This window comes from Calidifontimicrobium sp. SYSU G02091 (assembly GCF_022631395.1).
In the GTDB taxonomy this organism is placed as follows: domain Bacteria; phylum Pseudomonadota; class Gammaproteobacteria; order Burkholderiales; family Burkholderiaceae_C; genus Calidifontimicrobium; species Calidifontimicrobium sediminis.
The window spans coordinates 29,752-56,335 of sequence record NZ_JALBGB010000013.1 but is presented as its reverse complement, the minus strand read 5'-3'; the positions used below and the strand labels follow the sequence as shown (position 1 = coordinate 56,335).

Here is a 26,584-nt window from a genome sequence, read left to right as displayed (position 1 = left end):
CGGCGTGCCGGCGGCGCCGCGATTGTCGAGGGGGCTGCGGCGCTCAGCTCACGAGCACGAGCTGCAGCGGGCCGGAGCGGTTCCAGGTCTCGGCTTCTTCCTCGAGCAGGAACACGGTGCGCGGGTGCGCGGCGGCCCAGTCGGCGCCGAACGACAGCGTCGCGCGCGAGCCGGCGCGCGCCAGGCGCAGCGCGTGCGGGTCGACCTCGCCGCGCGCGTGGCACTTGATGACGGCCAGCCGCAGGCACAGCACCTGCCACGTGAAGGTGTCGTTGACGAAGGCGTGTTCGATCTTGCGCAGTCCGCCGCGCTGGCCGAGCACGAGCTCGCCGATGCGCCGCTGCTGGCTCTGCGAGAACCCCGGCGCGTCGACGTGCGCGAGCAGGTACGCACTGTGGCGGTGGTGGTCGTGGTGCGAGACCATCATGCCGATCTCGTGCAGGTCGCACGCCCAGCCGAGCTCGCGCCGGCTGTCGGCGCCGCCGTCGGGGGCGACGCCTTCGTACAGCGCCATCGCGACGCGGCGCACGCGCTGCGCCTGCGCGACGTCGACGTCGAAGCGCCGCTGCAGCTGCGCGACCGACGCGTCGCGCATGTCGCCGCCGCGGGCGCGCTGCCTGGCCATCAGGCGCTCGTGCAGGTCGACGATGACGCCCTGGCGCAGCGCACCCTTGGTCGGGTGCAGCGCATCGATGCCGAAGTGCGCTGCCAGCGTGTACAGGATCGACAGCCCGCCGGCGAGCACCGGGCGGCGGTCGTCGCGCAGCCCGGGCAGCTTCAGGCGGTCGACGTGGCCGGCGTCGATGCAGCGCGCGATGCACCAGCGCAGCGCCGCCGGCGTGATCTCGCCGCCGGTCACGCCGCTGGCCACCAGCAGCTGCGACACCGCGCTGACGGTGCCCGACGAGCCGAGCGCCTCGCTCCAGCGCCCGCGCGCGAACGTCGTCATCGCTTCCTCGAGCTCGGCGCCGGCGGCCACCTGCGCGGCGCGGAACGCCGCCTCGGTGAGCCGCCCGTCGCCGAAGAAGCGCTGCGACAGGCTGACGCTGCCGACGCGGAACGACTCGGCCTCCAGCGGCAGGCGTCCCTGGCCGACGATCATCTCGGTCGAGCGTCCGCCGATGTCGACGACCAGCCGCCGGCCTTCCGACGGCTGCACGTGCGCGACGCCGGCGTAGATCAGCCGCGCTTCCTCGCGCCCGGAGATCACCTCGATCGGGTGGCCGAGCACGCCCTGCGCGCGCAGCAGGAAGGCGTCGCGGTTGCGCGCCTCGCGCAGCGTCTGCGTGGCCACCGCACGCACCTGCGACGGCGCGAAGCCGCGCAGCCGGCTCGCGAAGCGTGCCAGGCAGTCGAGGCCGCGCTGCGCGGCCGCGTCGGTGAGCAGCCCGTTGGCGTCCAGACCGGCGCCCAGACGCACGGTCTCCTTCAGGTAGTCGATGCGGCGGTAGCGGCCATGCGCGATCTGCCCGATCTCGAGCCGGAAGCTGTTGGAGCCCATGTCGACCGCCGCGAGCAGGCCGGCGGTGCGGGGCGGCGGCGATGTACCCATGAGCGCATTGTGCGGGCATTCGCCGTGCACTCCGCCGGCTTCGAAGGCCGCATTCCTAGAATCGCCGCTCCACCGCTCGCAGGAGACACGCCATGCTGGAACAGGACATCGACAGCCTCACGCCGAGTCGGGCGTTCAGCCGCCGCGACTTCGTGCGCACCGGCATCGGCACCGGCTTCGCCGCCGCGGTGCTGCCGACGCTGGCGCAGTCGACGATCACGACCGACGCCAGCGGCCTGACGGTCGGCGAGGCGATGATCCCCGTCGGCGGCTTCAACCTGCCCGCTTACGTCGCGCGCCCGCAGGGCAAGACCGGCGCGCCGGTGGTGCTCGTCGTCAGCGAGATCTTCGGCGTGCACGAGCACATCGCCGACGTCGCGCGGCGCTTCGCCAAGCAGGGCTATTTCGCGATCGCGCCCGAGCTGTTCGTGCGCCAGGGCGACCCGATGTCGTACGGCGAGCTGGCGCGCCTGATCGCCGAAGTGATCAGCAAGGTGCCCGACGAGCAGGTCATGGGCGACCTCGACGCCTGTGCCGCGTGGGCGAAGACGCAAGGCGCCGACGCGACCAAGCTCGGCGTCACCGGCTTCTGCTGGGGCGGGCGCATCACGTGGCTGTACGCGGCGCACAACCCGGCGGTCAAGGCCGGCGTCGCGTGGTACGGCCGCCTCGTCGGCGAGTCGAACCCGCTGCAGCCGCGGCACCCGGTCGACGTGGCCGCGTCACTGAAGGCGCCGGTGCTCGGGCTGTACGGCGGTGCCGACACCGGCATCCCCCTTGACACGGTCGATAAGATGAAACAGGCGCTTGCCCAGGGCGGGCCGGCGGCGCGGGCGTCGCAGTTCGTCGTCTACCCCGACGCGCCGCACGCGTTCCACGCCGACTACCGGCCGAGCTACCGCAGGCAGGCCGCCGAGGACGGCTGGAAGCGCTGCCTGGCCTGGTTCCGCAGCCAAGGCGTGGCCTGAGCAGGCCACGCTTCGGCGACGCCACCGCGCCTTCGGGCGCGGTTGTTTTTTTGCCTTCGACCAGAGAACGGACATGACGCTCGGCTACATCATCGCGGCGACGCTGTTCGGCGGCGTGCTGTCGGTGGTGATCGCCGCCGCGCTGACGGTGGGCGTGCTCAGCCGCATCGTCAAGGGCCTGGTGAGCCTGTCGGCCGGCGTGCTGCTGGGCACGTCGCTGCTGCACCTGCTGCCCGAGGCGTTCGAGAGCGACGCCGGCGCCGATCGCCTGTTCGCGGCGCTGCTGGCCGGGCTGCTGTTCTTCTTCCTGCTCGAGAAGGTCGAGCTGTACCGCCACAGCCACCACCACGAGGGCGACGACCCGCACCACCACCACGCACACGGCTTCGACGCCGAGCAGGCCGGCCGCGGCGGCTGGAGCGTGCTGCTCGGCGACAGCATCCACAACTTCTGCGACGGGCTGATCATCGCCGGCGCGTTCCTCGCCGACCCGACGCTGGGGTGGGTCACGGCGCTGGCCGTCACCGCGCACGAGATCCCGCAGGAAGTCGGCGACTACATCGTGCTCGTCAACGCGGGCTTCAGCCGCTCGCGCGCACTGCTGTACAACGCGCTGTCGGGAGCCGCCGCGGTGGCCGGCGGGCTGATCGGCTACTTCCTGATCCGGCCGTGGGAAGACGTGTTCCCGTACCTGCTCGTCGTCGCGGCGAGCAGCTTCGTCTACGTCGCGGTGGCCGACCTGCTGCCGCAGCTGCAGCGCCGGCTGCACCTGCGCGAGACGCTCGCGCAGGTGCTGTGGATCGCGGTCGGGCTCGGCGTCGCGCTCGGCGCGATGGCGCTCAAGCACGCCGCCTGACGGCGAGCGGCCCGCACGCCGCGCGCCGTTACTTGACGACGAGCACCGGCGTCGTCGTGTGCGTCAGCACCTTCTGCGTCTCGCTGCCGAGCAGCAGCGCCGCGACGCCGCGCCGCCCGTGCGAGGCCATCACGATCAGGTCGCAGTTCTGCGCCTTGGCGTGCTCGCAGATCGCCTCCCACGGGTGCAGCGCCTCGATCGTCGTCGAGGTGCACTTGACGCCCGCGGCAGCGGCCTTGTCGGCCACTTCCTTGACGCGTGCGCTGGCGATGCGCTCCTGCGCGTCGTAGAACTCCTGCGGCGGCGTCGGCTGCATCTCGGAGATCGCGCTGTACGGGAACGGCTCCTTGACGCTCATCACGCTCAGCGCCGCCCCGGTCAGCTTGGCCAGCGCGATCGCGTGCTCGGCGGCCTTGGCCGAGATCTCCGAGCCGTCGGTGGGGACCAGGATGTGCTTGTACATGGCGTTCTCCTCGGTGGGTGTGCGGTGCCGGCGAGTGTCGCACCGGCGCGCCCCCACGGATTGAGGCACGTCAAGTTGTGCGCGACCCGCCGCCCGTGCGGCGGTGGCGCGTCAGCCGATGGCGATCGGGCGTGCCGGGTCGGACGACCACTCGCTCCACGACCCCGGGTACAGCACGCTCGTGCCCAGGCCGGCGTGCTCGAGCGCGAGCAGGTTGTGGCACGCGGTGACCCCCGAGCCGCACTGCTGCACGACCGCATCGGCGCCGTGGCCGGCCACCAGCGGCTGCCACTCGGCGCGCAGCGTCGCCGCGTCCTTGAAGCGGCCGTCGGCGCGCAGGTTGAGCTGGAAGAAGCGGTTCAGCGCCCCGGGGATGTGGCCGGCGGCGGCATCGAGCGGTTCGACCTCGCCGCGGAAGCGCTCGCCGGCGCGCGCGTCGACGATGCACACGCGGCCCAGCCGTGCGGCGAGCGCATCGGCGTCGGTCACCGGCATCGCCACAGGCCGCTGCGGATACGGGGCGGCGTCGCGGCGCGGCGGCACGTCGGCCGACAGGCTGCCGCCGGCGTCGATCCAGGCCGCGACGCCGCCATCGAGCACCGCCACCGCGTCGTGGCCGAGCCAGCGCAGCAGCCACCACGCGCGCGCCGCGTACGGGCCGCCCTGCGCGTCGTAAGCCACGACCGGCACGCCCGGGGCGATCCCGAGGTGACCGACGGTGGCGGCCCACGCCGCGCGCTCGGGCAACGGGTGGCGGCCACGGAAGCGCCCTGCGGCGTCGTGCTTCGGGCCCGAGAGGTCGCGCTCGAGGTGCAGATGGTGCGCGCCGGGCAGGTGGCCTTGCGCGTAGGCGCGTTCGCCGGCGCCGGCGTCGAACAGGTCGAAGCGGCAGTCGAGCAGCACGAGCGGTGTGCCGCCGCGCTGCAGCGCGAGCAGCGCGTTCGCGTCGATCAGCGTGCGCAGGGGCGCGGGGCGCGGCTCGGCCATCGGCAGTCTCCTCGGCTCACGATTCGGTGGCGGGGCCGCGCGCGTCGGGCGGCGTCGCGCGGGCGCGCAGCAGCGTGGCGGTGATGCCGGCGGCGACGATCAGCGCCATGCCGGCGAGCGCCATCCACGTCACCGGGTCGTCGAACAGCAGCACGCCGTAGACGAACGCGAACACGATGCCCAGGTACTGCAGGCTCGCGTTCGACAGCGTGCGCCCGATCGCGTAGGCGCGCGTCATCATCATCTGCGCGACGGTGGCCAGCGTGCCGATCGCCAGCAGCAGCGCCAGCCCGCGGGCGGTGTGCGCGCTCGCACCGTGCACCCCCATCGTCGCCGCGCCGGCGACCATGCTGCCGAGCGAGAAGTAGAAGACGATGCGCGACTCGGGCTCGCCGGCGCGGCCCAGCGCCGTGACCTGCAGGTACGCGAGCGCGGCGAGCATGCCCGACACGAGCCCCGCCAGGCCGTGCCACAGCTGGCGGTCGTCGATCGTCGGGCGCAGCACGAGCGCGACGCCGGCGAAGCCCACCAGCACCGCGGCCACCAGGCGGCCGTCGACGCGCGCCGAGCCGAGCAGCACCGCACCACCGATCAGGAACAGCGCCATCCACACCGACGACATGTAGTTCAGCGTCATCGCGGTGGCCAGCGGCAGCGCTCCGATGGCGTAGAACCACAGCATCAGCGAGCCGACGCCGACCGCGCTGCGCCAGAAGTGCATCGCCGGCACCGGCGTGCGCAGCGAGCCGCCGCGCCAGCGCGTCAGCCCGGTGATCACGAGCGCGCCGACGAGCCCGCGGTAGAACACGATCTCGCCGGCCGTGTAGGTGGCCGACGCGAGCTTCACGCACACGCCCATCGTCGCGAACAGGAACGAGGCGCCGACCATCAACCAAGGCGCGGACATGCCGCGCATTGTCGGCCAGCGCCGCCGCGCCGGCGGCGCGGTGCCGAGGCATGCGCGCGGGACCCGTGCGGCCCCGCGCGCGGCCGCATCACGCGCGCGTGCGCCCCATGCCCATGCGCGCGCGGTACCACTCGTGGAAGTGCTGCATGCCGTCTTCCATCGGGCTCTGGTAGGGGCCGACCTCGTCGTCGCCACGCTCGTACAGCGCGCGCCGGCCGGCGTCCATGCGCAGAGCGATCTCGTCGTCCTCGACGCAGGTCTCCATGTAGGCGGCCTGCTCGGCCTCGACGAACTCGCGCTCGAACGCGGCGATCTCCTCGGGGTAGTAGAACTCGACGACGTTGGTCGTCTTCTGCGGGCCCTTCGGGTACAGCGTCGAGACGACGAGCACGTGCGGGTACCACTCGACCATGATCGTCGGGTAGTAGGTCAGCCAGATCGCGCCGTGCGCCGGCGGCTCGCCGTGGCGGTACGCGAGCAGCTGCTCGTGCCACTTGCGGTACGTCTCCGAGCCCGGCTTGGCCAGCGCGGCGTGGATGCCCACCGTCTGCACCGAGTGGTGCGGGCCGAACTCCCAGCGCAGGTCCTCGCAGGTCACGAAGTGGCCCAGCCCCGGGTGGAACGGCGCGACGTGGTAGTCCTCGAGGTAGACCTCGATGAACGTCTTCCAGTTGTAGTCGCACTCGTGGACGTGGACCTTGTCGAGCACGTAGCCCGTGAAGTCGAGCTCGGCGCGCGGGCCCAGCGTCGCGAGGTCGGCGGCCACGTCGCGGCCGTTGTCCTCGAACACCATGCCGTTCCACGTGCGCACCCTGTAGTTGTTCAGGTGCAGGCACGGGTCGTCGGCGAAGTGCGGGGCGCCGACCAGCTGTCCGTGCAGGTCGTAGGTCCAGCGGTGCAGTGGGCAGACGATGTTCGACTTCGTGTTGCCGCGGCCCCTGAGCATCACCGCCTGCCGGTGGCGGCACACGTTCGAGACCAGCTCGACACCGCGCGGTGTGCGCAGCAGCGCGCGGCCCTCGCCCTCGAACGGCAGCGCGTAGTAGTCGCCGACCTCGGGCACCGCCAGCTCGTGCCCGAGGTAGCGCGGGGCGTGCTGAAAGATCAGCTCCTGTTCCCTGCGGAACAGGCCCTCGTCGAAGTAGGCGGACACGGACAGCTGCGAACGGCTGCGCTCGAGCGCGTCGAGCGCGATGCTCAGGTCGGACATGATCCTCAGGATCTCCAAAAACCGATGTCAACCCGCCTGCCACGCCCGGCCGGCACGACGTCCGCCGGCGCGCAGGGCTGATACCCGTACCGGTGGGCGCCGGCGCGGGGCCCGGGATTGTAGCCAGCGGGGCCTTCGGCGGCTCGCTGGCGCCGATGCCCAGACGGGCCATGCGACATCGGCGGTGCCGCACGGGTTCCCCGAGCGCCCTCTCCACAGGAGGCGGTGACTACAATCGGACGCTTCGATTTCACCCTCCGAAATGCCGCGCAGTCCCGCTCCCGCCCCCGCCGAGCCGACCTACGAGCAGGCGCTGGCCGAGCTCGAACAGCTCGTGCAGGCGATGGAGGCCGGGCAGATGCCGCTGGACCGTCTGCTCGAGAGCTACCGCCGCGGCGCCGAGCTGCTGGCTTTTTGCCGGCAGAAGCTGCAGGCCGTCGAGGAGCAGGTCAAGGTGCTCGAGGAGGGGCAACTCAAGCCATGGACGGCACCGTGACGGCCGCGGGCGGCGACTTCGACGCCTGGATGCACGACGCGCTGCGCGACGTGGAGCAGGCGCTGTCGCGCTGGGTGCCGGCCGACGCGCCGGCCGGCCTCGGGGCCGCGATGCGTTACGCGGTGCTCGACGGCGGCAAGCGGCTGCGTCCGCTGCTGGTGCTGGCCGCGAGCGAGGCCGTCGGCGGGCGCCCCGCCGCGGCGCTGCGCGCGGCCGCGGCGGTCGAGCTGATCCACGCCTATTCGCTGGTGCACGACGACATGCCGTGCATGGACAACGACGTGCTGCGCCGGGGCAAGCCGACCGTGCACGTGCAGTTCGGGCAGGCGCAGGCCATGCTCGCCGGCGACGCGATGCAGGCGCTCGCATTCGAGATACTGACCCCCGACGACGACGCCGACCTGCCGCCGGTGCTGCAGGCGCGGCTGTGCGGCCTGCTCGCGCGCGCGGCCGGCCACGCCGGCATGGCCGGCGGCCAGGCGATCGATCTCGCGAACACCGGCCGCGTGCTCGACCCCGACGCGCTGCGCGAGATGCACCGCCGCAAGACCGGCGCGCTGCTGCAGGGCAGCGTGCTGATGGGCGCCGCCTGCGGCACGACGACGCCGGCAGCTTGGGCGGCGCTGGCCGACTACGGCGCCGCCGTCGGGCTGGCGTTCCAGGTCGTCGACGACATTCTCGACGTCACGCAGCCGTCGGCGACGCTGGGCAAGACGGCGGGCAAGGACGAGCAGGCGCACAAGCCGACCTACGTCTCGGTGCTCGGCCTCGACGCGGCGCGCGCGCAGGCCGCGGCGCTGCGCGAGCAGGCGCTGGCCGCGCTCGAGTGCAGCGGACTGGCCGCCGGGCGGCTGCGCGCGCTGGCGCACCGGGTCGTCGACCGCGTGCACTGACCCGGCATCACCGAAGTGTCCGAGTTGCCACGATGAGTGCCTATCCGCTGCTCCAGACGATCGACAGCCCCGCCGACCTGCGCCGGCTGTCGCGCGACCAGCTCGCGACGCTGGCCAACGAGCTGCGCAGCTTCCTGCTGCACAGCGTCAGCAAGACCGGCGGCCACCTGTCGAGCAACCTCGGGACGGTCGAGCTGACGATCGCGCTGCACGCCGTCTACCAGACGCCGCACGACCGCATCGTGTGGGACGTCGGCCACCAGACCTACCCGCACAAGATCCTGACCGGCCGGCGCGAGCGCATGGCCACGCTGCGCCAGCTCGGCGGCATCAGCGGCTTCCCGCGCCGTGACGAGAGCGAGTACGACACCTTCGGCACCGCGCACAGCTCGACGTCGATCTCGGCGGCGCTGGGCATGGCGATCGCGTCGCAGCTCAAGGGTGAGCAGCGCAAGGTGGTGGCCGTGATCGGCGACGGCGCGATGAGCGCCGGCATGGCGTTCGAGGCGCTGAACAACGCCGGCGTGCCGCACGCCGGCGTGCCGGCGAACCTGCTCGTCGTGCTCAACGACAACGACATGTCGATCAGCCCGCCGGTGGGCGCGCTGAACAAGTACCTCGCGCGGCTGATCAGTGGCAAGTTCTACGCCGCCGCGCGCGAGGGCGCCAAGCAGGTGCTGAAGAACGCGCCGCCGCTGCTCGAGCTCGCGCGCCGCCTCGAGGAGCACGCCAAGGGCATGGTCGTGCCGGGCACGATCTTCGAGGAGTTCGGCTTCAACTACGTCGGCCCGATCGACGGCCACGACCTCGACGCGCTGATCCCGACGCTGGAGAACCTGCGCGGCAAGCCCGGCCCGCAGTTCCTGCACGTGATCACGAAGAAGGGCTTCGGCTACAAGCTCGCCGAGGCCGACCCGATCGCCTACCACGGCCCGGGCAAGTTCGATCCGGCGCAGGGGCTCGTCAAGCCGGCGGCCCCGGGCAAACCGACCTTCACGCAGGTCTTCGGCCAGTGGCTGTGCGACATGGCCGCCGAGGACGAGCGGCTGGTGGCGATCACGCCCGCGATGCTCGAGGGCTCGGGCATGGTCGAGTTCCAGCGGCGCTTCCCGCGCCGCTGCTTCGACGTCGGCATCGCCGAGCAGCACGCCGTCACGTTCGCCGGCGGGCTCGCGTGCGAGGGGCTCAAGCCGGTGGTCGCGATCTACAGCACGTTCCTGCAGCGCGGCTACGACCAGATGATCCACGACATCGCGCTGCAGAACCTGCCGGTGATGTTCGCGCTCGACCGCGCCGGCATCGTCGGCGCCGACGGCGCGACGCACGCCGGCGCGTTCGACATCGCCTACATCCGCTGCATCCCGAACATGTCGCTGCTGGCGCCGTCGGACGAGAACGAGTGCCGCCAGGCGCTGACGACCGCGTACCGCCAGGACCACCCGGTGGCGGTGCGCTACCCGCGCGGCGTCGGCATCGGCGCGGCGGTCGAGCCGACGTTCGCCGCGTGGGAGTGGGGCAAGGGCGTCGTGCGCCGCCAGGGCGAGCGCATCGCGATCCTCGCGTTCGGCACGCTGCTGCACCCGGCGCTCGAGGCCGCCGAGCGGCTCGGCGCGACGGTGGCCGACATGCGCTTCGTCAAGCCGCTGGACACGGCGCTGGTCGAGCAGCTCGCGCGCACGCACGAGGCGCTCGTCACCGTCGAGGAAGGCTGCGTGGCCGGCGGTGCGGGCGCTGCCGTGATGGAGGCGCTGCACGCGGCCGGTGTGGCCACCCCCGTGCTCGCGCTCGGCCTGCCCGACGAGTACGTCGAGCACGGCGACGCCGGCAAGCTGCTGGCCAAGCTCGGCCTCGACGCCGCGGGCATCGAGCGTTCGATCGTCGAGCGCTTCGGACTTCGCCCGCCGCGCGCGACGCCGGTCGTCGTCGCGTCGCGCGCCTGACACCCCGCGTCAAAGGACCCAGGTCGGCACGGGCGCCGTTTTGGTGCGAAGCTACGGGTTTGCCCGGCCGCGCGCACGCCACGACGCGGCCCCATGCGTTCGATGAGCCATCCCACCGACTCCCTGCACATCCCCGACACGCAAAGCGAGCGCGACCACCGTCGCGTCGCGATCCAGCGCGTCGGCGTCAAGGGCGTGCGCTATCCGCTGCAGGTGCGCGTCGGCGGCGCGGTGCAGCCGGTGCAGGGCACCTGGAGCCTCGACGTCGCGCTGCCGGCCGAACGCAAGGGCACACACATGTCGCGCTTCGTCGCCTGGCTCGACGACCTGGCCGCCGGCGGCGTCGTGTTCGATGCGCTGACGCTGCGCCAGCAGCTCGCGGCGATGCTCGAGCGGCTGCACGCCGACGAGGGCCGCGTCGAGGTCGGCTTCGCGTTCTTCGTGCGCAAGCGCGCGCCGGTGTCGGGCGTCGCGAGCCTGCTCGACTACGAGGGCCGCTGGATCGCCGAGACGCGCGGCGGCGCGACGGCGGTGTGGGCGCAAGTCGCGGTGCCGGTCAAGAGCCTGTGCCCGTGCTCGAAGGAGATCGCCGACTACGGCGCGCACAACCAGCGCTCGCAGGTGACGATCCGCGCCGAGCTGCTGGCGCCCGTCGAGTGGCACGAGCTGGTGCGCTTCGCCGAGGACAGCGCCTCGAGCGAGCTGTGGCCGCTGCTCAAGCGCACCGACGAGAAGTGGATCACCGAGCGCGCGTACGAGAACCCGAAGTTCGTCGAGGACCTGGTGCGCGACGTCGCGCTGCGGCTGAACGCCGACGCACGCATCGGCCGCTACGCGGTCGACGTCGAGAACTTCGAGTCGATTCACAACCACAGTGCCTACGCGCGCGTCGAGCGCGCGTGAGCGCGGCCGCCGCCGCGTCAGGGGCGGCGCTCGAGCCGCAGCACGTCGTTCTCGCGCGTCATCTGGAAGCGCGTGAGAAACGAGTTGCCCAGCAGCACGACGGGCATCGACACCGGCAGCACGGTGGCGGCCACCTGGCCGACCTCGACGTCGCCGACGCGCACCGAGCGCAGTGTCACCGCGTGCGACTGCACGTCGCCATTGGCGGTGCGCGTGACGACGGGGCGCCCCTCGCGCCACGGCACGCCCAGGCGCTCGGCCTCGTCGCGGCCGAGCGAGACGGTCGTCGCGCCGGTGTCGACCATGAACTGCACCGGTCGGCCGTTGATCGCGCCGAGCGTCACGAAGTGCCCGCCGGGGCCGGCGGTCAGCACGATCGTCGACGCGGCGCCGGTGCTGCCGGCGTCGCCCACCGACACCGGGGCGCCGCCGATGCGCAGGCGCTGGCGGCGCCCGCCGACCTCGACCTCGGCCTCGCTGCCCTGCAACGCGAGCAGCCTGACGCCCTGCACCGTGCTGCCCACCGCGACGGTGCGCGGCTGGCCGTCGATCACGAGCAGCGCGGCGCGCTCGCCGATGCTGCCGCTCAGCGATACCGACTGCGCCGCCGCGGCGCCGGCGCCGAAGACCAGTGCGGCCGAGGCCAGGCAGGCGGCGCGTCGCATCGTCAGTCGCGGAAGTTGGTGAACGACAGCGGCAGGTCGGCCACTTCCTTGCGCAGCAGCGCGATGGCGGCCTGCAGGTCGTCGCGCTTGGCGCCGCTGACGCGCACGACGTCGCCCTGGATCGCGGCCTGCACCTTGAGCTTGCTCTGCTTGACGAGCGCCTGCATCTTCTTCGCGTGCTCGGCGTCGATGCCGGCCTTGATGCGCAGCACCTGCTTGACCTTGTCGCCGCCGATCTTCTCGACCTTGGCGCCGTCGTCGACGAAGCGCACGTCGACGCCGCGCTTGGCGAGCTTGGCCAGCAGCACGTCCTTGACCTGACCGAGCTGGAAGTCGCTGTCGCCGTAGAGCGTGACTTCCTTGCCCTTGTCGCCGAGCTCGACCTTCGCGCTCGTGCCCTTGAAGTCGAAGCGCGTGCCGATCTCCTTGCCGGCCTGGTCGACGGCGTTGCGCACCTCGACGAGGTCGGGTTCGAGCACGGCGTCGAAGCTGGGCATCGCGGCAGTCGGATAGGGACGATCGACGAAAATTCTGCCATGCACGATCCCGCGGCCCGCGACCTCGCCGTCGAGCGCAACGTCAGTCTGCGTGAGTTCAACACGTTCGGACTGCCGGCGGTCGCCAGCGCGCTGGTGCGCATCACGAGCGACGCTGACGTGCGCCGGCTGCTCGCCGACCCCGAGCTCGGGCGGCGGCGCAAGCTCGTGCTCGGTGGCGGCAGCAACATCGTGCTCACGCGCGACGTGCCGCACGTCGTGCTCAAGGTCGAGGTGCGCGGGCGGCGCGTCGTCGAGGTGCGCGACGACGCCGTCGTCGTCGAGGCCGGCGCCGGCGAGAACTGGCACGAGTTCGTCGCGTGGACGCTCGACGAAGGGCTGCCCGGGCTCGAGAACCTGGCGCTGATCCCCGGCACCGCCGGCGCCGCGCCGGTGCAGAACATCGGCGCCTACGGGCTCGAGCTGGCCGATCGCTTCGAGTCGCTCGACGCGGTCGACCTCGTCACCGGCCGCAGCGTCACGCTCGACGCCGCGGCGTGCCGCTTCGGCTACCGCGACAGCGTGTTCAAGCACGAAGGCTTCGGCGGGCTGGCGGGCAAGAGCCTGATCACGCGCGTGCGCCTGCGGCTGCCGCGGCCGTGGCAGCCGGTGCTCGGCTACCTCGACCTCGAGCGCAAGATGCAAGAGACCGGCGTCACGGCGCCCGACGCGCGCACGATCTTCGACTGGGTGTGCGCGATCCGCCGCGCCAAGCTGCCCGACCCGGCGCAGCTCGGCAACGCCGGCAGCTTCTTCAAGAACCCGGTGGTCACGGCCGAGCAGTGCCGCGACATCATCGGCCGTGACCCGCACGTCGTGCACTACGTGCTGCCCGACGGGCGCTGCAAGCTCGCTGCCGGCTGGCTGATCGATGCCTGCGGCTGGAAGGGCAAGTCGATCGGCCGCGCCGGCGTCTACGACAAGCAGGCGCTGGTGCTCGTCAACCGCGGTGGCGCGAGCGGCGCCGAAGTCGTCACGCTCGCACGCGCGATCCAGGAGAGCGTCTACGGGCGCTTCGGCATCCGGCTCGAGCCCGAGCCGGTGGTCGTGTAGACGGCCGGCGATGGTCGCGGCGCGCCTGCGCGCACGGCCGGCACGCGCCGGCGACGTGCCCGCCTGCGTCGAGCTGCTGGCACACGAGGGCGCGCGTGGCGCCTGGCTCGACGTCGCGCGGCTGCAGTCGCTGCTGGCGCAGCGCCGGCTGCTGTGGTACGTGTTCGAGGAGGCCGCCGGGTCCCGGGTGGTCGTGCGCGGCTGCGGCATCAGCGGCTTCGTGCCGGCCGCGCGGGCCACGCAGGCGCTGCGCGAGGGCGCCGGCGACTGGGTCGAGGCCCTGCTCGGCGCCGGCCGCGGTGGGGCGGCACCAGCGCTGCTCGACCGTGCCGGTCAGGCGCACTGGCGCGCAGCGGCCGCGCTGGCCGGCGTGGCGCTGAACTTCGCGATCGACACGGCGCCCGGGACACCCGCCGACGCGGTGGCGGCGCTGGCGCAGACGGTTTTCGTGCAGGCGCACAGCGGCTACGGTCTGGCGCTGATGCTCGCCGAGGTGCGGCCTTGGGAGGGCAAGGCGCCGGCCTACCGTGCATCGCTGCGGGCGATGGGCTGTGCGGAGACCGCGCCGTGCTCGCGCAGCGGCACGCAGCTGCTGTGGCTGGATGCGCAGCGCATCGCCGAAGCACCGTATCACGTGCTGCAGCCGCTGTTCGTGCGCGATGCGCCGCGCCTGGGGCTGACGCCGGCGCAGCAGGACGTGCTCGAGCTCGCGGTGCTGGGCGCCGACGACCGCAGCATCGCGCTGGCGCTGGGCGTGTCGCCGCACACGCTGCACAAGCGCTGGCGGGCGATCCACGCGCGCGCCGACGCCGTGCTCGGCCACGCGCCGCCGCCGGCAGGCGCGCTGCCGCGGCGTGGCGCCGAGAAGCGCGCACCCCTCATCGAGTACGTGCGCCTGCATCCGCAGGAAATCCGTCCCTGGCCGCCGCGGCGCCGCTGAGTGTGCACAGGGCCGGAGGGCCGTCGGCCGGCGGGACCCTTTTTGAGGCCTTCCGGGGCGAATCGCTTGTCCCTAACGTGCAAGGGCACGTCGTGGTCGCCGCGGCCGCGCCGTGCAGGCGTCAGTGTGGCAATCGACGGGGAGAACAGGGATGGGGACGTGGTGCAAGCCGGCGTTGAAGATCGTGGCCGGCGTGCTGGCGCTGTCGCTCGCCGGCTGCGGGGGTGGGGGCGGCGATGCGCCGACGCTGGTCGTCAAGGGATCGGCCTCGGCGGTGGCCACGGTGTCGGCGTCGTGGTGGCAGCGCCTGCTGGCGCTGGCCGGCCTCGGTGTCGTGCACGCCGACGTGACGACCGCGGGTTCGCCCACGGTGCTGAAGATGCGTTTCCACGCGCTGCGCCTCAGCGCCAACGCCGACTGCAGCGGTCCGTACCTGACGGTGCAGGTCTTCGATCCGCCGCGCGAGTTCGACCTCGTCGCCGCGCCGACGCTGTTCGAGGGCTCGCCGCCGCCGGGCACGTACCGCTGCATCGTCTTCGAAGCCGACGACCACCTCGCCGTCGTGCCCGACGCCGTCGCCCAGGCGGCGTTTCCGGGCCGCTGTCGCGCCGGCGTCGAACACGTCACCGACCTGTACCGCAGCGGCGATCCGCCGTTTCGCGACCTGGCTGGCGCCACGATCGCCGCGCGCGGCTCGCGCGGTGCACCCGTCGTCGACCGCGTGCACTTCTTCGCGACGACCGAGCCGGCGGCGGCGCAGGCGCGCAGCGGCGGGCCGGCCGCGACGCAGACGCTGCCGCTGACGGCGGCCCTCGTCGTGCCGGGACGTACGACGCTGTACGTCGACGCCACCGACGGCCTGCTCGGCGACACCGAGGACGGTGTCGACTACTGCGTCGTCGAGGCCGGGCGGATGGGGTTCCGCTGAAGCGGCAGCAGCGGCGGCTGCGTCAGCGCCCGTCGCTGCCGTCGCCCAGCCGCGGCAGCGGTGCGCCGTGCCCGAGCGACAGCAGCCCGGCGCGCGCGTAGATGCCCAGCTTGTCGCGCGTGTCGACGATGTCGAGGTTGCGCATCGTCAGCTGGCCGATGCGGTCGGCCGGCGTGAACATCGACTCGCCCTTTTCCATCGTCAGCCGCTCGGGGTGGTAGGTCAGGTTCGGGCTCTCGGTGTTGAGGATCGAGTAGTCGTTGCCGCGGCGCAGCTCGAGCGTGACTTCGCCGGTGATCGCGCGCGCGACCCAGCGCTGCGCGGCCTCGCGCAGCATGATGGCCTGCGGGTCGAACCAGCGGCCCTGGTACAGCAGGCGGCCGAGCTTGCGGCCGTTGTCGCGGTACTGCTCGATCGTGTCCTCGTTGTGGATGCCGGTCACGAGCCGCTCGTAGGCGATGAACAGCAGCGCCATGCCCGGCGCCTCGTAGATGCCGCGGCTCTTGGCCTCGATGATGCGGTTCTCGATCTGGTCGCTCATGCCCAGCCCGTGGCGCCCGCCGATGCGGTTGGCCTCGAGCATCAGGCTCACCGGGTCGTCGAAGGTCTGCCCGTTGAGCGCCACCGGCCGGCCCTCGTCGAAGCGCACCGTCACCGTCTCGCGCTTCACGTCGACGTCGTCGCGCCAGAACGCCACGCCCATGATCGGCTGCACGATCTGTATGCCGCTGTCCAGGTGCTCGAGGTCCTTGGCCTCGTGCGTCGCGCCGAGCAGGTTCGAGTCGGTCGAGTACGCCTTCTCGACGCTCATCTTGTAGTCGAAGCCGTGCGCGATCAGGAACTCGCTCATCTCCTTGCGCCCGCCGAGCTCGTCGATGAAGGTCTGGTCGAGCCACGGCTTGTAGATCTTCAGCGCCGGGTTCGCGAGCAGCCCGTAGCGGTAGAAGCGCTCGATGTCGTTGCCCTTGTAGGTGCTGCCGTCGCCCCAGATGTGGACGTCGTCTTCCTTCATCGCCGCCACCAGCATCGTGCCCGTGACGGCACGGCCGATCGGCGTCGTGTTGAAGTAGGTCACGCCGGCGGTCGAGATGTGGAACGCGCCGCACTGCAGCGCGGCGATGCCCTCGGCCACGAGCTGCGCGCGGCAGTCCACGAGGCGTGCGCGCTCGGCGCCGTAGGCCAGCGCGCGCTTGGGGATCGCTTCGTAGTCGGGCTCGTCGGGCTGGCCGAGGTTGGCGGTGTAGGCGTAGGGCACGGCGCCCTTCTTGCGCATCCACAGTAGCGCGGCGCTGGTGTCGAGACCGCCGGAGAACGCGATGCCGACCTTCTGGCCGGCGGGCAGGCTTTGGAGGATCGTGGCCATGGGATTCGCTGGGGTTGGGGCGGCGCGCAGGGGGCGCGGGGCCGCGCGGAGCCGCTATTGTCGCCGCGCCGTGTCGGGCGGGATCAGCGCGCCGTGCGCAACCGCCGCAGCACGAGCTGCAGCGCGCGCGCGTCGCTGCTCGCGCGGTGGCGGCCGAGGTTCAGCTCGGCGAGCACCTGCGCGTGCACCGTGGCCAGCGCCTGCGCCTGCGCGTCGTCGAGCAGCGCGCGCAGGTGCTCCAGCCGAAAGCGCGGCGTGCGCCCGGCAGTCTCGAAGAGTGCAGGCAGTTGCGGCCAGCCGTCCGTCGGCTATGGCGCCGCGGCGCGCAGTCAACGCGTTCAGAACGCCAGCGTCTGCACGCCGGGCTTGAGCAGGTGCGCGGCGACGTCGGCGGGCTTGGCCGGCGTGACGCCGGGCAGCAGGTCGCTCGCCTGGCGGCCGGTGTTGGGCAGGTACAGCGCGCAGACCTCGACCTTCGCGCCGGCCTGGATCAGGCCCTGCAGCATCTGCTGCGGCGTGACGTTGCGCGGCTTGAGCGTCGGCAGCTCCTTGCCGGCGACCGCGATGTCGCCGGCGGCATCGCACAGCAGCACGCGCACGCTGGCCTTCTGCTCGAGCGCCTGGCTCGCGAGCACGAGGCCGGCGCCCTGTGCCATCGCGCTGCCGCTGTGGATCGAGACGAAGAGGTCGGCCGCATGGGCGCCGGCGGCGAGCGTCGAGGCGGCGAGGGCGGCGAGCAGGGTGTGGCGCAGGGTCATCGTGGGATCCTTTCGAGGGTTGGGTAAGGGGCTCGGGCATCAGCGCCGCGTCGGCAGGCTGGCGTAGTAGGCGGCCAGCGCGTCGACCTCGTCGCGCGTGAGCCTGGCGGCAAAGGCGCGCATGCCGCGCGCGGGGTCGTTGGCGCGCGTGCCGCCGTGGTAGTCGAGCAGCGTGCGCACGAGGTAGGCCGGGTTCTGGCCGGCCAGCGCGGGCTGGCCGTTCGTGCCGCCTTCGCCGCGCGCGCCGTGGCAGCTCGCGCAGGCGGTCAGCAGGCGCTGGCGGTCGCCGTGGCGCACGAGCGTCTCGATCGCGCCCGGTGTCGCCCTCGCGGTCGGCGCGTCGGCGACCGGCCGCGGCAGGCGCGCCGTGTAGGCGGCGAGGTCGGCCAGGTCCTGGTTCGTCAGGCCGACGACGGCGTCGCGCATCAGCGCGGCGCGCTCGCCTTCGTGGCGGCGGCCGGCCTGGTAGTCGAGCAGCAGCTTGTAGGTGTAGGCCGCGCGCTGGCCGGCCACGCTCGGCCAGTTGACGCTCGGCGTCAGCCCCTGCGCGCCGTGGCACGACGCGCAGAACTGCTGCGCGTACAGCCGCTCGCCGCGGGTGGCGTCGCCGGCGGGCATCGCGGCGAGCTCGCGGCGCAGCTCGGCGGGGGTCAGGGCGGCTGTCGTCGCCGTGGAATGCGCCGCTGCGTCGGCAGCGCGGGTCGGCGTCGGCACGAGGGGGCCGGCCGCGGCCAGCAGCAGCGCGGCGGTCGCCGCAAGGGGCATTGAGAGCGGCTTCATGCGAACACGTCCTGCGTGAAGGTGCGCAGCCACGCCTGCTGGTAGCGCGCGCCGAGGCGGATCTGCGTCGGGCTGGCGTCGAGCGGCAGGTAGCGCGCCTCGCCGTTGACGCGCGCGATCTTCCCGTCGACGATGCGAAACACGTCGGCGACGAACAGGCCATAGTCCTTGCCGGCGAGCGCGTAGCAGGTGTTCTCCCACACGGGCTCGGGGGCGGGGCGGCCGGCGAGTTCCTCGACGATCGCGCGCGCCGTGGCCTTGGCCTGCGTGTTGGCCGAGAAGCCGCTCTTGGGCATCGCGTCGGCGATGCTCGCGTCGCCGATCACGTGCACGTGCGGCAGCTGGGTCGACGCGAACGTGCGCCGCTCGACCGGGCACCAGCCGCTCGCATCGGCGAGGCCGAGCTGGCGTGCGAGCGCACCGGCGCGCATCGGTGGCACGATGTTGACGACGTCGGCGGCGATCACGTCGCCCTCGGTCTCGACGCGCATGCGCCTGGCGTCGACCTTCAGCACCCGGCCGCCGTCTTTCGCGCGCACCCAGCTCAGCATGCCGGGGCGGCCGTGGCGCTGGATCTCGACCTTGCCCGCCATCTTCTGCACGTAGTCGTCGGGCAGGTCGAAGCCGTAGAGCCGGTTCCAGCCGAGCATCATCGTCTGGTCGGTGACGAAGCTGTCCTTCGGGTCGACGATGATCACCTTCGCCGTCGGGTTGTGCTTCTGCAGCCACTCCGTCACCAGCGCCGCGCGCTCGTAGGGGCCGGGCGGGCAGCGGTACGGGTTCGGCGGTGCGACGAGCACGAAGGTGCCGCCCGCACGCATCGCCTGCAGCTGGCGCGCGAGCAGCGCGGTCTGCTCGCCGGGGATCCAGCCGCTGGGCATCGCGGTGCGCGCCACCGCCTCGCTGTAGCCGGGAATCGCGTCGTACATCAGCTCGATGCCGGGCGAGACGATCAGGCGGTCGTAGGCGAGGCTGCGCTTGCCGGCGGTGTGCACGGTGCGCCTGGCGGCATCGACGCCGACGACGGTGTCGATCAGCACCTCGACGCCGTAGCGGCTCGCGAGCGTGTCGTAGCGCACCTCGAGGTCGGCCATCGTGACGTGACCGGTGAGCACCTCGCTCGAACCGTACGGGCGGACGTAGACCGGCTGGCGCTCGATCAGCGTGACCTTCAGCGCCGGGTCGAACAGCTTCAGGTACTTGGCCGCCGTCGCGCCGCCGACGCCGCCGCCGACCACGACGACGTGGCCGGCGCCCTGCGCGCGGGCGACGAATGGGGCGGCGAGCGGTGCGGCCGCGGCCAGCGCCGCGGCGCGGAGGAGGGTGCGTCGTTTCATCGCGGGGCTCCGGGTCGCAGGGGGTTCAGCGCCGCCGCCGAGCCCGGGGCCGGGCTCTGGCGCTCGAAGTAGGCGGCCATCGTGCGCAAGTCGTCGTCGCTCAGGCCGCGCGCGACGTGGCCCATCAGCGTGGACGGGCGCGCGCCGCTGCGGAAGTCGCGCATCGTCGCGACGAACTGCGCCGCCGGCATGCCGGCCAGCGGCATGAAGGCCTCGTCGCCGAGCCGCCCCTGCGTGCCGTGACACGCGGCGCAGGTGTGCGCGAGCGCTTCGCCCGACACCGGCGGCAGCGCCGGCGGCGTGGCGGGTCTGGACTGGGCGGGGGCCGGCGACCGCGCGGTGACGGTCTGCGCAAGCAGCAGGCCGGTGGAGGCCGCGGCGCCGGTGAGCAGGAAGGCCACGAGAAGTCGCTTCATCTCACTTCCCCATGACCCACAGGCCGATCGCGAAGTAGTGGACGATCCACAGCACGAGCAGCCCGATCGAGACCTGGCCGAGCCGCGTGACCGCTGGCGACGGCGTGAACACCGCGCCGCGGTGCTGCCCGGCCTGCCAGGCCACCGTCAGCAGGTAGCCGAGCGCGACGGTGCCGAGCACGCCGAACGTGACGAAGAACGTCAGCGTCGAGTACCAGTCCATGTTCACGCGGTAGTCGAGCGCGTCGTAGCCGTGCGTGCCGGCCAGCAGCGTGTAGCGCAGCGCCTCGCGCGCGGCAGCCACCGCGATCAGCGCGACGGCGCCGACGCCGAACACGGCGTAGCCCCACAGACCCTCGTCGAGGCGCCGTCCGAGCAGCGCCGGCAGCGCGACCGCGACGAGCAGCAGCACCAGCGCGCCGAGCATCCACGGCGACGTCGCGAAGAACGCCATCTTCTCGGGCAGCGTCGCGATCCACGCCGCGCCGAACGCGAGCGCGACGACGCCGCCGGCGAGCATCAGCTGGCGCCCGAGCCGGGCAAGGAAGTCGAGGTAGCGCGCGTCGCGCTCGCCAGCGCCTTGCAGGTAGCGGCGTACCGCGATCAGCCACGCGCCGGTGACCGGCGCCGCCAGCGCGATGAAGAAGCCGAAGCGCGCGAGGCTCCACGCGTGCAGCGTCCGGCCCGAGGGGTCGACGCGGCCGCCCGGGGCGTACCAGGCCTGCCACTGCTCGGGCCACAGCATCTGGTAGCTCAGCACGTGCATGATGAAGCCGACCGCGAGCAGCAGCGCGAACGAGGCGACCATCATCCAGCCCGAGCGCGTGGGCTGCGACGTGAGGTCGGGGTTGCGCCAGTAGAAGCCGTACATCGCGAGGTAGCCCGCGATCAGGATCACGACGAAGCCGATCACCCACCACGCCGACAGCACGTTCGACGTGTACCAGAACGGGTCGTACGTGACCTGCACGAACAGCAGCGGCGCCACACCGATCACGATCGCCACCGACACCGCGACTTTCGACGTGTTCAGCATCGTCGCGGCGAGCCGCCGCCAGTGCGCGTCGGCGCTGAACGCGCCGCGCAGCACGAGCGCGCCGGCACCGAGCATCACCTGCACCGCGGCAATGTGCAGTGCGAAGGTCAGCACGCCCAGCAGCAGGAACAGCAGCGGGTGCGACGGGATGCCGGCAGGGTCGCGCAGCGCGTAGAGCATCTCGGCGTTCATCGCTCGGTCCTCGTCGTTTGTTGTGCAGTGCGCACTGCGGGCGCGGGGCCGGCCAGGCTCGCGATGTAGCTGGCCAGCGCGAGCGCCTCGTCGTCTTTCAGCGGTACGCGCGGCATGTAGATCGTGGCGCCGGTGGCCAGCGCCGCCTGCAGGTATTCGGCGATCGCCGGCACGTCGGTGCTGCCGCCGAAGTAGCGCGCCAGCGGCCGCATGCCCGAGTCGCTCAGCGAATGGCAGTTCGAGCACGTCGTCAGCGCCAGGAAGCGGCCGACCTCGAGCCGGTTTTCCGGCGTGACAGTGCGCAGCGGCTCGGGCGTGAAGACGTGTGTCTTCAGCAGCCCGTGCGCCTCGATCGTCGGGATCTCGCTCGCGATGCCCATGCCGGGCACGTCGCGGCCGATGATCTGGTTCGAGTAGACGTACTGGCCGGCCACGTAGGGCTTGCGGATCGACTCGCGCGCCACCTCCTCGGGCCACAGGCCGAAGACGAGGATCGCGAGCGTGGCCACCGACGCGAGCGCCGGCGTCAGCCAGCGCGGGCGCACGAGCGTGACGACGAAGTACGCCGCGACGCCGCCGAGCACCGCGAGCAGCGTCGGCGCGAAGTGCTCGGGCAGGCGGTTGGCCATCACGACTTCGGCCGACTCGGGCAGCGTGCCGAGGTACCACTGCAGCATCGCGGCGCCGGCGGCGGTGCTCGCCAGGCCCAGCCACGCCAGCCGCGCGAGCACGGCCTTCTTGAACGCGGCGTCGTCGAAGCGCGCGGCGACGATGCCGCCGACCACCGCCGTCATCGTGAACATGAACGCGGTGCGCATGCCCAGCTGCGCGAACGTGTTCGGGCCGTAGAAGCCGTTGAGGTAGCCGCCTTCGGTGAACCAGCGCTCCTGCCCCGGCCACATCATGAACGACAGGATGCCGACGATGACGAGCATCGTCGTGTACGAGGTCAGGCCGAAGATGACGGCGATGCGCAGGTAGGTCTTCGCATCGAGCCGCGTCGCGAGGTAGGTCAGCATGTAGACACCGACCACCTCGATGACGAAGAAGACCCACTCGGTGGCCCACTTCCAGACGAAGCTGTGGATCAGCGCCGAGATGCCGCGCGGACTCGCCACCGTCGTGCTGTACCAGATGCCGGGGCCGGTGATCGAGCCCAGCACGTACGAGAACACGAGCAGGAACAGCCCGTAGCGGCGGATGAACTCGAGGTACTCGAGCTTGCCGGTGCGGTTGGCGTAGACCGCGAGGCCGGCGAAGAAGATCGCCGCGCCGACCGCGGTGTGCGAGAACAGCACGTGCGCGGTGGCGATGAGGCCGACGACCCAGCCGCTGCCGAGGCCGGGCTCGAACCAGGTGGGGTACAGGCCGATCAGGTCCATGATGCACGGGCGGTCAGGGGGTGCGGGGCGCGGGGGCGCGTGGCGAGGCGGGCAGGCATCGGGTCGACCTCACTCGGGCTGGCAGATCTCGCCGCGCGCCACCGCCAGCAGCGTGCGCGCGGCGAGCGCCGCGAGCACGGCCGACAGCACCGCGAGCAGCGCGGTGGCGAGCACCGCGTAGGTGGCGCCGCCGGTGCGGTGCGCCATCGCGAGCGTGGCGATCGTCATCGCGGCGAGCGGGAACGAATAGGCCCACGACGACAGGAAGAAGCGCAGCCTCAGGAAGCGCAGCGCGTTGGTGGCCAGCAGCAGCGTGAGGAACAGCGCCGTCGACCACAGCACGTGGGCGAAGGCGTCGACCGTGTCGACGAGGTTGACGTACGCGACGAAGCCCACCGCCGGCGGCGCGACGAGGATGAACAGCGTCGGCGTCAGCCGCTCGGGCAGCGGGGCGTGGAAGAACAGCCGGTACATCACGATCGTCATCAGCACGATCCAGAACACGATGCCGATCGCGAAGAAGAACCACGACAGGTCCGCCGGGTAGAACGCGACGCCCGCCACCGGCACCAGCACGTTGCCGACCACCGGGATGAACCACGCCGGGTTGACGTGCGCCACCTCGATGCCCGGGTGGTGGATCCAGCGGTTCATCACGACGAGCGTGAACCCGAGGTGCAGCGGCGTGCCGATCAGCCACAGCAGCCGGGCCGCGTCGGGCGCCGAGCGCAGGAACACGACCGACAGCAGCAGCAGGCTGATCGAGACCGCCGGGAAGAAATTCAGGCGCACCGGGTGGCGGAACTCGGCGCGCACGGCGTCGGCGTGCAGCACCGCCTTGGCCGCGTACAGCAGCGCGAGCAGCGCGAACACGCCGGCGGCGATCCAGCCGATCGCCGCGCCGAGTCCCGCCGGCGCCCACGGCAGCACGGTCGCCGCGCGCGACCACGCGATCGCGAGCCCCGCAAGACCCATCACGACGGCGAAGAACGACACCGGCAGGTGCTGCAGCCGTGACGCGGGGCGCAGCGCCAGCGGCTCAGAGATCGGAACGCTCACGACGGTCTCCTCAGGCAGTGACGGCGAGGCGGTCGGCCACGCGGCGCAGCGCGGCACGCGCGAGTTCGCAGGCCGAGCGCAGTGCCGGGTTGGCGGCCAGCGCCGCGATCACGCGCGGGTCCTGCAGCGCGATGCGCGTGCGCCCGGGCTCGTGCTCGATCGCGCTGCCGCCGCACGGCAGCAGCGCACCGATGTCGGGCTCCTGGCGGATCAGGTCGTGCGCGATGCGCGGGCTGCAGATGCCGAGCAGCATGTGCGGTGGCACGTCCAGGCCGAGCTTGGTCTTCAGCGTGGCCTGCACGTCGACTTCGCTGACGACGCCCATCTGTTCGGCCGCCAGCGCACCGCGCAGGGCGTCGAGCGCCGCGGGCAGCGGCTGGTCGAGCTCGACGACGAAGGCGTAGGGGGTTTGCATCATCGGCTCCTCGCGGCCTCAGGCGGCGCTGTCCTCGCCGATCAGCAGCCGCGTGTCGCCGACGTAGCGGTGCGGTGGGATCTCGAGGTTGGTCGGTGCCGGCTTGTTCTTGAACACGCGGCCGGCGCCGTCGAACGTCGAGCCGTGGCAGGGGCAGAAGAAGCCGCCCGGCCAGTCGGCGCCGACGCTCGGGTTGTTGCTGCCGGCCGGCACCGCGGTCGGCGAGCAGCCCAGGTGCGTGCAGATCCCGACCGCGACGAACACGTCGGGCTTGATCGAGCGCGTCGCGTTGCGCGCGTAGGGCGGCTGCTGAGGCTTCGCCGAGTCGGGGTCGGCGAGGTCGGGGCTCGGCGTCTGGACCGCGGCGACCATCTCCGGCGTGCGGCGCACGATCCACACCGGCTTGCCGCGCCACTCGACGGTCTTCATGCCGCCGGGCGGGATGTCGGAGATGTCGACCTCGACCGCGGCGCCGAGCGCACGCGCGCGCTCGCTCGGCGTGAACGAGGCGACGAACGGCACCGCGGTGGCGACGGCAGCCACGCCGCCGGCGGCACTGGCGGCGATCAGCCAGGTACGGCGTTCGGGGTCGGTGGCCGTTTGCGGGGGCAGGGGATGGTCGGACATCGCTGGCTCCTTCTGGTGGCGCATGGATACCCGGCCGTGTATCAAGACCCGTGCCAGCGCGACCCCCGCAGAAAAAGCTGCGAACTGACAAGCACTTGCGCGTCGTCGCGCCGGTGTGGCTGCCGTCCTGACCGCTGGCAGCATTGGCGTGGAGTGTCATTTGTGGCAGCATGTCTGGCAGCATGACCGCCACGCCTGCCCCTGTCGCCGACCGCGATCCGGTGGTGCTGCCCGAACTGGTCTCGTACCTCGAAGGCCTGCCCGAGCCGCACATCGTGTTCGACCGCCACTACCGCATCGTCGCGGCCAACGCGGCGTACCGCGCGCAGTTCAGCCCGCGCGCGTCGGTGGTCGGGCGCACCTGCTACGAGGTCTCGCACCGCTTCGACGTGCCGTGCGACCGCGCCGGCGAGAGTTGCCCACTCGCGCGCTCGCGCGCCAGCGGCCAGCGCGAGCGCGTGCTGCACCTGCACCACACGCCGCACGGCGAGGCTTACGTCAACATCGAGCTCGTGCCGCTGCGCGACGCCCGGGGTGACGCGGCGTACTTCGTCGAGAAGATGGAGCCGCTGCGCGTCGCGCAGGGCGAGCCCGCGGCCGAGGGGCTGATCGGGCGCTCGCCGGCGTTCCAGGCGATGCTCGACCTCGTCGCGCGCGTCGGCCCGTCGCAGGCGAGCGTGTTGCTGCTCGGCGAGTCGGGCACCGGCAAGGAACTCGTCGCCCGGGCGGTGCACGAGGCGAGCCCGCGCGCAGCGCACCCCCTCGTCGTCGTCGACTGCGCGAGCCTGCCCGAGACGCTGTTCGAGAGCGAAGTCTTCGGCCACGAGAAGGGCGCTTTCACCGGCGCGCACGCCGCCAAGCCAGGGCTGGTCGAGGCCGCGAGCGGCGGCACGCTGTTCCTCGACGAGGTCGGCGACATCCCGCTGCCGATGCAGGTCAAGCTGCTGCGCCTGCTCGAGAGCGGCACCTACCGCCGCGTCGGCAGCACCGAGCTGCGCCGCGCCGACGTGCGCCTGGTGTCGGCCACGCACCGCGACCTGCCGACGATGGTGGCCGAGGGGCGCTTTCGCGAGGACCTGTTCTACCGGCTGTCGACCTTCCCGATCCGCCTGCCGCCGCTGCGCGAGCGGCGCGAGGACATCCCGCTGCTGGCGAAGGCGCTGCTCGAGCGGGTGGCCCCGCAGCGTCGCCTCGCGCTGGCGCCGGTGGCGCTGCAGCGGCTGGCCGCACACGACTTCCCGGGCAACGTGCGCGAGCTGCGCAATGTGCTCGAGCGTGCGGCACTGCTCGCCGACGGCGACGTCATCGGCGCCGAGACGGTCGCGCGCGCACTGGTGATCGGCGCGCCACCGACCGCTTCGCGGCCGGCGCCGCCGCCTTCGGCAGCGGCGCCGCTGGCTCGCCCGGCGCGGCTGCGCGATGCCGAGCGCGAGGCGCTTCGCGCCGCCGTCGCCGCGCACCGCGGCAGCCGGCAGGACCTCGCGCGCCAGCTCGGGGTGAGCGTGCGCACGCTGTACCGCAAGCTGCGCGAACTCGACGAGGGCGGCGATTAGGTCGAAGCTGGGCGGCGCGACCCGTGCCGTCTCGGGGGTGTGGCGCGGCTGCCGGCGGCGGCCGCGCCGGGCTGCCGTCACCTGTCGAGCAGGTCCTGCGTCTCGGGATGTCGCCGCATGTAGACGGCGACGTAGCTGCACAGCGGCCGCACGCGCAGGCCCTCGGCGCGCGCCCAGTCGAGCGCGGCCTGGACGAGCCGGGCGGCGATGCCGCGGCCCTGCAATTCGGGCGGCACTTCGGTGTGCGTCATCAGCAGCACGTCGCCCTGGCGGCGGTAGGCACACACGCTGAGATGGCCGTCCGAGAGGATCTCGAAGCGCGAGCGCTCGGGGCGGTGCACGATGTCCATCGTCGTCGGGTCCGTGACG

General features: G+C 72.5%; 28 protein-coding genes. 10 read left to right on the top strand and 18 right to left on the bottom strand.

From position 1 onward, the window contains the following. Positions 1-43: 43 nt before the first annotated feature. On the bottom strand, positions 44-1,552 hold the full coding sequence (gene ppx, locus MOJ79_RS09910; RefSeq protein WP_241924013.1) for an exopolyphosphatase: 1,509 nt from the start codon (positions 1,550-1,552) through the stop codon (positions 44-46). 92 nt (positions 1,553-1,644) lie between these two features. Here ppx and MOJ79_RS09905 point away from each other — a divergent pair, with 92 nt between their 5' ends. Both MOJ79_RS09905 and MOJ79_RS09900 read left to right on the top strand, forming a co-directional pair. Continuing rightward, positions 1,645-2,520, top strand: a complete 876-nt coding sequence (locus tag MOJ79_RS09905) for a dienelactone hydrolase family protein (RefSeq protein WP_241924012.1) — start codon at positions 1,645-1,647, stop codon at positions 2,518-2,520. Positions 2,521-2,593: 73 nt separating this feature from the next. Further along, positions 2,594-3,376: a ZIP family metal transporter gene (locus MOJ79_RS09900; RefSeq protein ID WP_241924011.1), complete on the top strand. Its 783-nt coding sequence runs from the start codon at positions 2,594-2,596 to the stop codon at positions 3,374-3,376. A gap of 28 nt (positions 3,377-3,404) precedes the next feature. On the opposite strand, the gene MOJ79_RS09895 is transcribed toward MOJ79_RS09900, so the two are convergent. From MOJ79_RS09895 to MOJ79_RS09880, 4 genes are all read right to left on the bottom strand, one after another. After that, positions 3,405-3,839, bottom strand: coding sequence for a universal stress protein (locus MOJ79_RS09895; RefSeq protein WP_119292152.1), 435 nt, complete (start codon positions 3,837-3,839; stop codon positions 3,405-3,407). A 111-nt stretch (positions 3,840-3,950) separates the two neighbouring features. After that, complete coding sequence (locus MOJ79_RS09890) at positions 3,951-4,826, bottom strand: sulfurtransferase (protein WP_241924010.1); 876 nt, start codon at positions 4,824-4,826, stop codon at positions 3,951-3,953. Between the two features lie 16 nt (positions 4,827-4,842). Continuing rightward, positions 4,843-5,733 (bottom strand): DMT family transporter, encoded by an 891-nt coding sequence (locus MOJ79_RS09885; RefSeq protein ID WP_241924009.1) that lies wholly within the window; start codon positions 5,731-5,733, stop codon positions 4,843-4,845. A gap of 88 nt (positions 5,734-5,821) precedes the next feature. Next, complete coding sequence (locus MOJ79_RS09880; RefSeq protein ID WP_241924008.1) at positions 5,822-6,943, bottom strand: aromatic ring-hydroxylating oxygenase subunit alpha; 1,122 nt, start codon at positions 6,941-6,943, stop codon at positions 5,822-5,824. A gap of 262 nt (positions 6,944-7,205) precedes the next feature. Here MOJ79_RS09880 and MOJ79_RS09875 point away from each other — a divergent pair, with 262 nt between their 5' ends. The 4 genes from MOJ79_RS09875 to folE2 all read left to right on the top strand — a co-directional run bounded on the left by MOJ79_RS09875 (position 7,206) and on the right by folE2 (position 11,175). Continuing rightward, positions 7,206-7,439 (top strand): exodeoxyribonuclease VII small subunit, encoded by a 234-nt coding sequence (locus MOJ79_RS09875; RefSeq protein ID WP_119292143.1) that lies wholly within the window; start codon positions 7,206-7,208, stop codon positions 7,437-7,439. Continuing rightward, a complete protein-coding gene (locus MOJ79_RS09870; RefSeq protein WP_442863106.1) occupies positions 7,424-8,332 on the top strand; it encodes a polyprenyl synthetase family protein in 909 nt (302 codons plus the stop codon). Before MOJ79_RS09875 ends, MOJ79_RS09870 begins: the two co-directional genes overlap by 16 nt. A gap of 32 nt (positions 8,333-8,364) precedes the next feature. Continuing rightward, positions 8,365-10,272, top strand: a complete 1,908-nt coding sequence (dxs, locus tag MOJ79_RS09865; RefSeq protein WP_241924007.1) for a 1-deoxy-D-xylulose-5-phosphate synthase — start codon at positions 8,365-8,367, stop codon at positions 10,270-10,272. 102 nt (positions 10,273-10,374) lie between these two features. Next, entirely contained in the window at positions 10,375-11,175 is an 801-nt protein-coding gene (gene folE2 / locus MOJ79_RS09860; protein ID WP_241924006.1) for a GTP cyclohydrolase FolE2, read from the top strand. 17 nt (positions 11,176-11,192) lie between these two features. Here the strand turns inward: folE2 and MOJ79_RS09855 are convergent, their stop codons facing one another. Continuing rightward, positions 11,193-11,840, bottom strand: a complete 648-nt coding sequence (locus MOJ79_RS09855) for a retropepsin-like aspartic protease family protein (RefSeq protein WP_241924005.1) — start codon at positions 11,838-11,840, stop codon at positions 11,193-11,195. A gap of 2 nt (positions 11,841-11,842) precedes the next feature. Beyond that, entirely contained in the window at positions 11,843-12,337 is a 495-nt protein-coding gene (locus MOJ79_RS09850) for a YajQ family cyclic di-GMP-binding protein (protein ID WP_241924004.1), read from the bottom strand. A 39-nt stretch (positions 12,338-12,376) separates the two neighbouring features. On the opposite strand from MOJ79_RS09850, the gene murB reads away from it, so the two are divergent. The 3 genes from murB to MOJ79_RS09835 all read left to right on the top strand — a co-directional run bounded on the left by murB (position 12,377) and on the right by MOJ79_RS09835 (position 15,297). Next, entirely contained in the window at positions 12,377-13,429 is a 1,053-nt protein-coding gene (murB, locus tag MOJ79_RS09845; RefSeq protein WP_241924003.1) for a UDP-N-acetylmuramate dehydrogenase, read from the top strand. A gap of 10 nt (positions 13,430-13,439) precedes the next feature. Then, positions 13,440-14,369 carry a hypothetical protein gene (locus MOJ79_RS09840; protein ID WP_241924002.1) on the top strand — a complete coding sequence of 310 codons (930 nt, stop codon included), beginning with the start codon at positions 13,440-13,442 and terminating at the stop codon, positions 14,367-14,369. A gap of 175 nt (positions 14,370-14,544) precedes the next feature. Continuing rightward, positions 14,545-15,297 (top strand): hypothetical protein, encoded by a 753-nt coding sequence (locus MOJ79_RS09835; RefSeq protein WP_241924001.1) that lies wholly within the window; start codon positions 14,545-14,547, stop codon positions 15,295-15,297. Between the two features lie 22 nt (positions 15,298-15,319). Here MOJ79_RS09835 and argG read toward each other — a convergent pair whose 3' ends face one another. The 10 genes from argG to petA form a co-directional block, all read right to left on the bottom strand. Further along, positions 15,320-16,660 carry an argininosuccinate synthase gene (argG, locus tag MOJ79_RS09830; protein ID WP_241924000.1) on the bottom strand — a complete coding sequence of 447 codons (1,341 nt, stop codon included), beginning with the start codon at positions 16,658-16,660 and terminating at the stop codon, positions 15,320-15,322. A gap of 338 nt (positions 16,661-16,998) precedes the next feature. After that, the gene (locus tag MOJ79_RS09825) at positions 16,999-17,418 is read right to left on the bottom strand and encodes a hypothetical protein (RefSeq protein WP_241923999.1); all 420 of its coding nucleotides are present in this window, start codon (positions 17,416-17,418) and stop codon (positions 16,999-17,001) included. Between the two features lie 39 nt (positions 17,419-17,457). Further along, positions 17,458-18,198: a c-type cytochrome gene (locus MOJ79_RS09820; RefSeq protein WP_241923998.1), complete on the bottom strand. Its 741-nt coding sequence runs from the start codon at positions 18,196-18,198 to the stop codon at positions 17,458-17,460. After that, positions 18,195-19,535, bottom strand: coding sequence for an NAD(P)/FAD-dependent oxidoreductase (locus MOJ79_RS09815; RefSeq protein WP_241923997.1), 1,341 nt, complete (start codon positions 19,533-19,535; stop codon positions 18,195-18,197). Before MOJ79_RS09815 ends, MOJ79_RS09820 begins: the two co-directional genes overlap by 4 nt. Continuing rightward, positions 19,532-19,951, bottom strand: a complete 420-nt coding sequence (locus MOJ79_RS09810; protein WP_241923996.1) for a c-type cytochrome — start codon at positions 19,949-19,951, stop codon at positions 19,532-19,534. The genes MOJ79_RS09815 and MOJ79_RS09810 overlap by 4 nt, the downstream gene beginning before the upstream one ends. A gap of 1 nt (position 19,952) precedes the next feature. After that, complete coding sequence (locus MOJ79_RS09805; protein WP_241923995.1) at positions 19,953-21,179, bottom strand: hypothetical protein; 1,227 nt, start codon at positions 21,177-21,179, stop codon at positions 19,953-19,955. Beyond that, a complete protein-coding gene (locus MOJ79_RS09800) occupies positions 21,176-22,561 on the bottom strand; it encodes a cytochrome c (protein ID WP_241923994.1) in 1,386 nt (461 codons plus the stop codon). The genes MOJ79_RS09805 and MOJ79_RS09800 overlap by 4 nt, the downstream gene beginning before the upstream one ends. A gap of 69 nt (positions 22,562-22,630) precedes the next feature. Then, complete coding sequence (locus MOJ79_RS09795) at positions 22,631-23,620, bottom strand: SLAC1 anion channel family protein (RefSeq protein WP_241923993.1); 990 nt, start codon at positions 23,618-23,620, stop codon at positions 22,631-22,633. 10 nt (positions 23,621-23,630) lie between these two features. Further along, positions 23,631-24,035, bottom strand: a complete 405-nt coding sequence (locus tag MOJ79_RS09790) for a DUF302 domain-containing protein (protein WP_241923992.1) — start codon at positions 24,033-24,035, stop codon at positions 23,631-23,633. Positions 24,036-24,053: 18 nt separating this feature from the next. After that, positions 24,054-24,662, bottom strand: coding sequence for a ubiquinol-cytochrome c reductase iron-sulfur subunit (gene petA / locus MOJ79_RS09785; RefSeq protein WP_241923991.1), 609 nt, complete (start codon positions 24,660-24,662; stop codon positions 24,054-24,056). A gap of 182 nt (positions 24,663-24,844) precedes the next feature. Between petA and MOJ79_RS09780 the strand changes: the two genes are divergently transcribed. Continuing rightward, positions 24,845-26,215: a sigma-54 interaction domain-containing protein gene (locus MOJ79_RS09780; protein WP_241923990.1), complete on the top strand. Its 1,371-nt coding sequence runs from the start codon at positions 24,845-24,847 to the stop codon at positions 26,213-26,215. Between the two features lie 77 nt (positions 26,216-26,292). Here MOJ79_RS09780 and MOJ79_RS09775 read toward each other — a convergent pair whose 3' ends face one another. Further along, on the bottom strand, positions 26,293-26,565 hold the full coding sequence (locus MOJ79_RS09775) for a GNAT family N-acetyltransferase (RefSeq protein ID WP_241923989.1): 273 nt from the start codon (positions 26,563-26,565) through the stop codon (positions 26,293-26,295). Positions 26,566-26,584 lie beyond the last annotated feature (19 nt).

What these genes read in the sequence shown, in the direction of transcription:
- ppx (WP_241924013.1), bottom strand. Translation starts at nt 1,552, where the DNA reads ATGGGTACATCGCCGCCGCCCCGCACCGCCGGCCTGCTCGCGGCGGTC.
- MOJ79_RS09905 (WP_241924012.1), top strand. Translation starts at nt 1,645, where the DNA reads ATGCTGGAACAGGACATCGACAGCCTCACGCCGAGTCGGGCGTTCAGC.
- MOJ79_RS09900 (WP_241924011.1), top strand. Translation starts at nt 2,594, where the DNA reads ATGACGCTCGGCTACATCATCGCGGCGACGCTGTTCGGCGGCGTGCTG.
- MOJ79_RS09895 (WP_119292152.1), bottom strand. Translation starts at nt 3,839, where the DNA reads ATGTACAAGCACATCCTGGTCCCCACCGACGGCTCGGAGATCTCGGCC.
- MOJ79_RS09890 (WP_241924010.1), bottom strand. Translation starts at nt 4,826, where the DNA reads ATGGCCGAGCCGCGCCCCGCGCCCCTGCGCACGCTGATCGACGCGAAC.
- MOJ79_RS09885 (WP_241924009.1), bottom strand. Translation starts at nt 5,733, where the DNA reads ATGTCCGCGCCTTGGTTGATGGTCGGCGCCTCGTTCCTGTTCGCGACG.
- MOJ79_RS09880 (WP_241924008.1), bottom strand. Translation starts at nt 6,943, where the DNA reads ATGTCCGACCTGAGCATCGCGCTCGACGCGCTCGAGCGCAGCCGTTCG.
- MOJ79_RS09875 (WP_119292143.1), top strand. Translation starts at nt 7,206, where the DNA reads ATGCCGCGCAGTCCCGCTCCCGCCCCCGCCGAGCCGACCTACGAGCAG.
- MOJ79_RS09870 (WP_442863106.1), top strand. Translation starts at nt 7,424, where the DNA reads ATGGACGGCACCGTGACGGCCGCGGGCGGCGACTTCGACGCCTGGATG.
- dxs (WP_241924007.1), top strand. Translation starts at nt 8,365, where the DNA reads ATGAGTGCCTATCCGCTGCTCCAGACGATCGACAGCCCCGCCGACCTG.
- folE2 (WP_241924006.1), top strand. Translation starts at nt 10,375, where the DNA reads ATGAGCCATCCCACCGACTCCCTGCACATCCCCGACACGCAAAGCGAG.
- MOJ79_RS09855 (WP_241924005.1), bottom strand. Translation starts at nt 11,840, where the DNA reads ATGCGACGCGCCGCCTGCCTGGCCTCGGCCGCACTGGTCTTCGGCGCC.
- MOJ79_RS09850 (WP_241924004.1), bottom strand. Translation starts at nt 12,337, where the DNA reads ATGCCCAGCTTCGACGCCGTGCTCGAACCCGACCTCGTCGAGGTGCGC.
- murB (WP_241924003.1), top strand. Translation starts at nt 12,377, where the DNA reads ATGCACGATCCCGCGGCCCGCGACCTCGCCGTCGAGCGCAACGTCAGT.
- MOJ79_RS09840 (WP_241924002.1), top strand. Translation starts at nt 13,440, where the DNA reads ATGGTCGCGGCGCGCCTGCGCGCACGGCCGGCACGCGCCGGCGACGTG.
- argG (WP_241924000.1), bottom strand. Translation starts at nt 16,660, where the DNA reads ATGGCCACGATCCTCCAAAGCCTGCCCGCCGGCCAGAAGGTCGGCATC.
- MOJ79_RS09825 (WP_241923999.1), bottom strand. Translation starts at nt 17,418, where the DNA reads ATGACCCTGCGCCACACCCTGCTCGCCGCCCTCGCCGCCTCGACGCTC.
- MOJ79_RS09820 (WP_241923998.1), bottom strand. Translation starts at nt 18,198, where the DNA reads ATGAAGCCGCTCTCAATGCCCCTTGCGGCGACCGCCGCGCTGCTGCTG.
- MOJ79_RS09815 (WP_241923997.1), bottom strand. Translation starts at nt 19,535, where the DNA reads ATGAAACGACGCACCCTCCTCCGCGCCGCGGCGCTGGCCGCGGCCGCA.
- MOJ79_RS09810 (WP_241923996.1), bottom strand. Translation starts at nt 19,951, where the DNA reads ATGAAGCGACTTCTCGTGGCCTTCCTGCTCACCGGCGCCGCGGCCTCC.
- MOJ79_RS09805 (WP_241923995.1), bottom strand. Translation starts at nt 21,179, where the DNA reads ATGAACGCCGAGATGCTCTACGCGCTGCGCGACCCTGCCGGCATCCCG.
- MOJ79_RS09800 (WP_241923994.1), bottom strand. Translation starts at nt 22,561, where the DNA reads ATGGACCTGATCGGCCTGTACCCCACCTGGTTCGAGCCCGGCCTCGGC.
- MOJ79_RS09790 (WP_241923992.1), bottom strand. Translation starts at nt 24,035, where the DNA reads ATGCAAACCCCCTACGCCTTCGTCGTCGAGCTCGACCAGCCGCTGCCC.
- petA (WP_241923991.1), bottom strand. Translation starts at nt 24,662, where the DNA reads ATGTCCGACCATCCCCTGCCCCCGCAAACGGCCACCGACCCCGAACGC.
- MOJ79_RS09780 (WP_241923990.1), top strand. Translation starts at nt 24,845, where the DNA reads ATGACCGCCACGCCTGCCCCTGTCGCCGACCGCGATCCGGTGGTGCTG.
- MOJ79_RS09775 (WP_241923989.1), bottom strand. Translation starts at nt 26,565, where the DNA reads ATGGACATCGTGCACCGCCCCGAGCGCTCGCGCTTCGAGATCCTCTCG.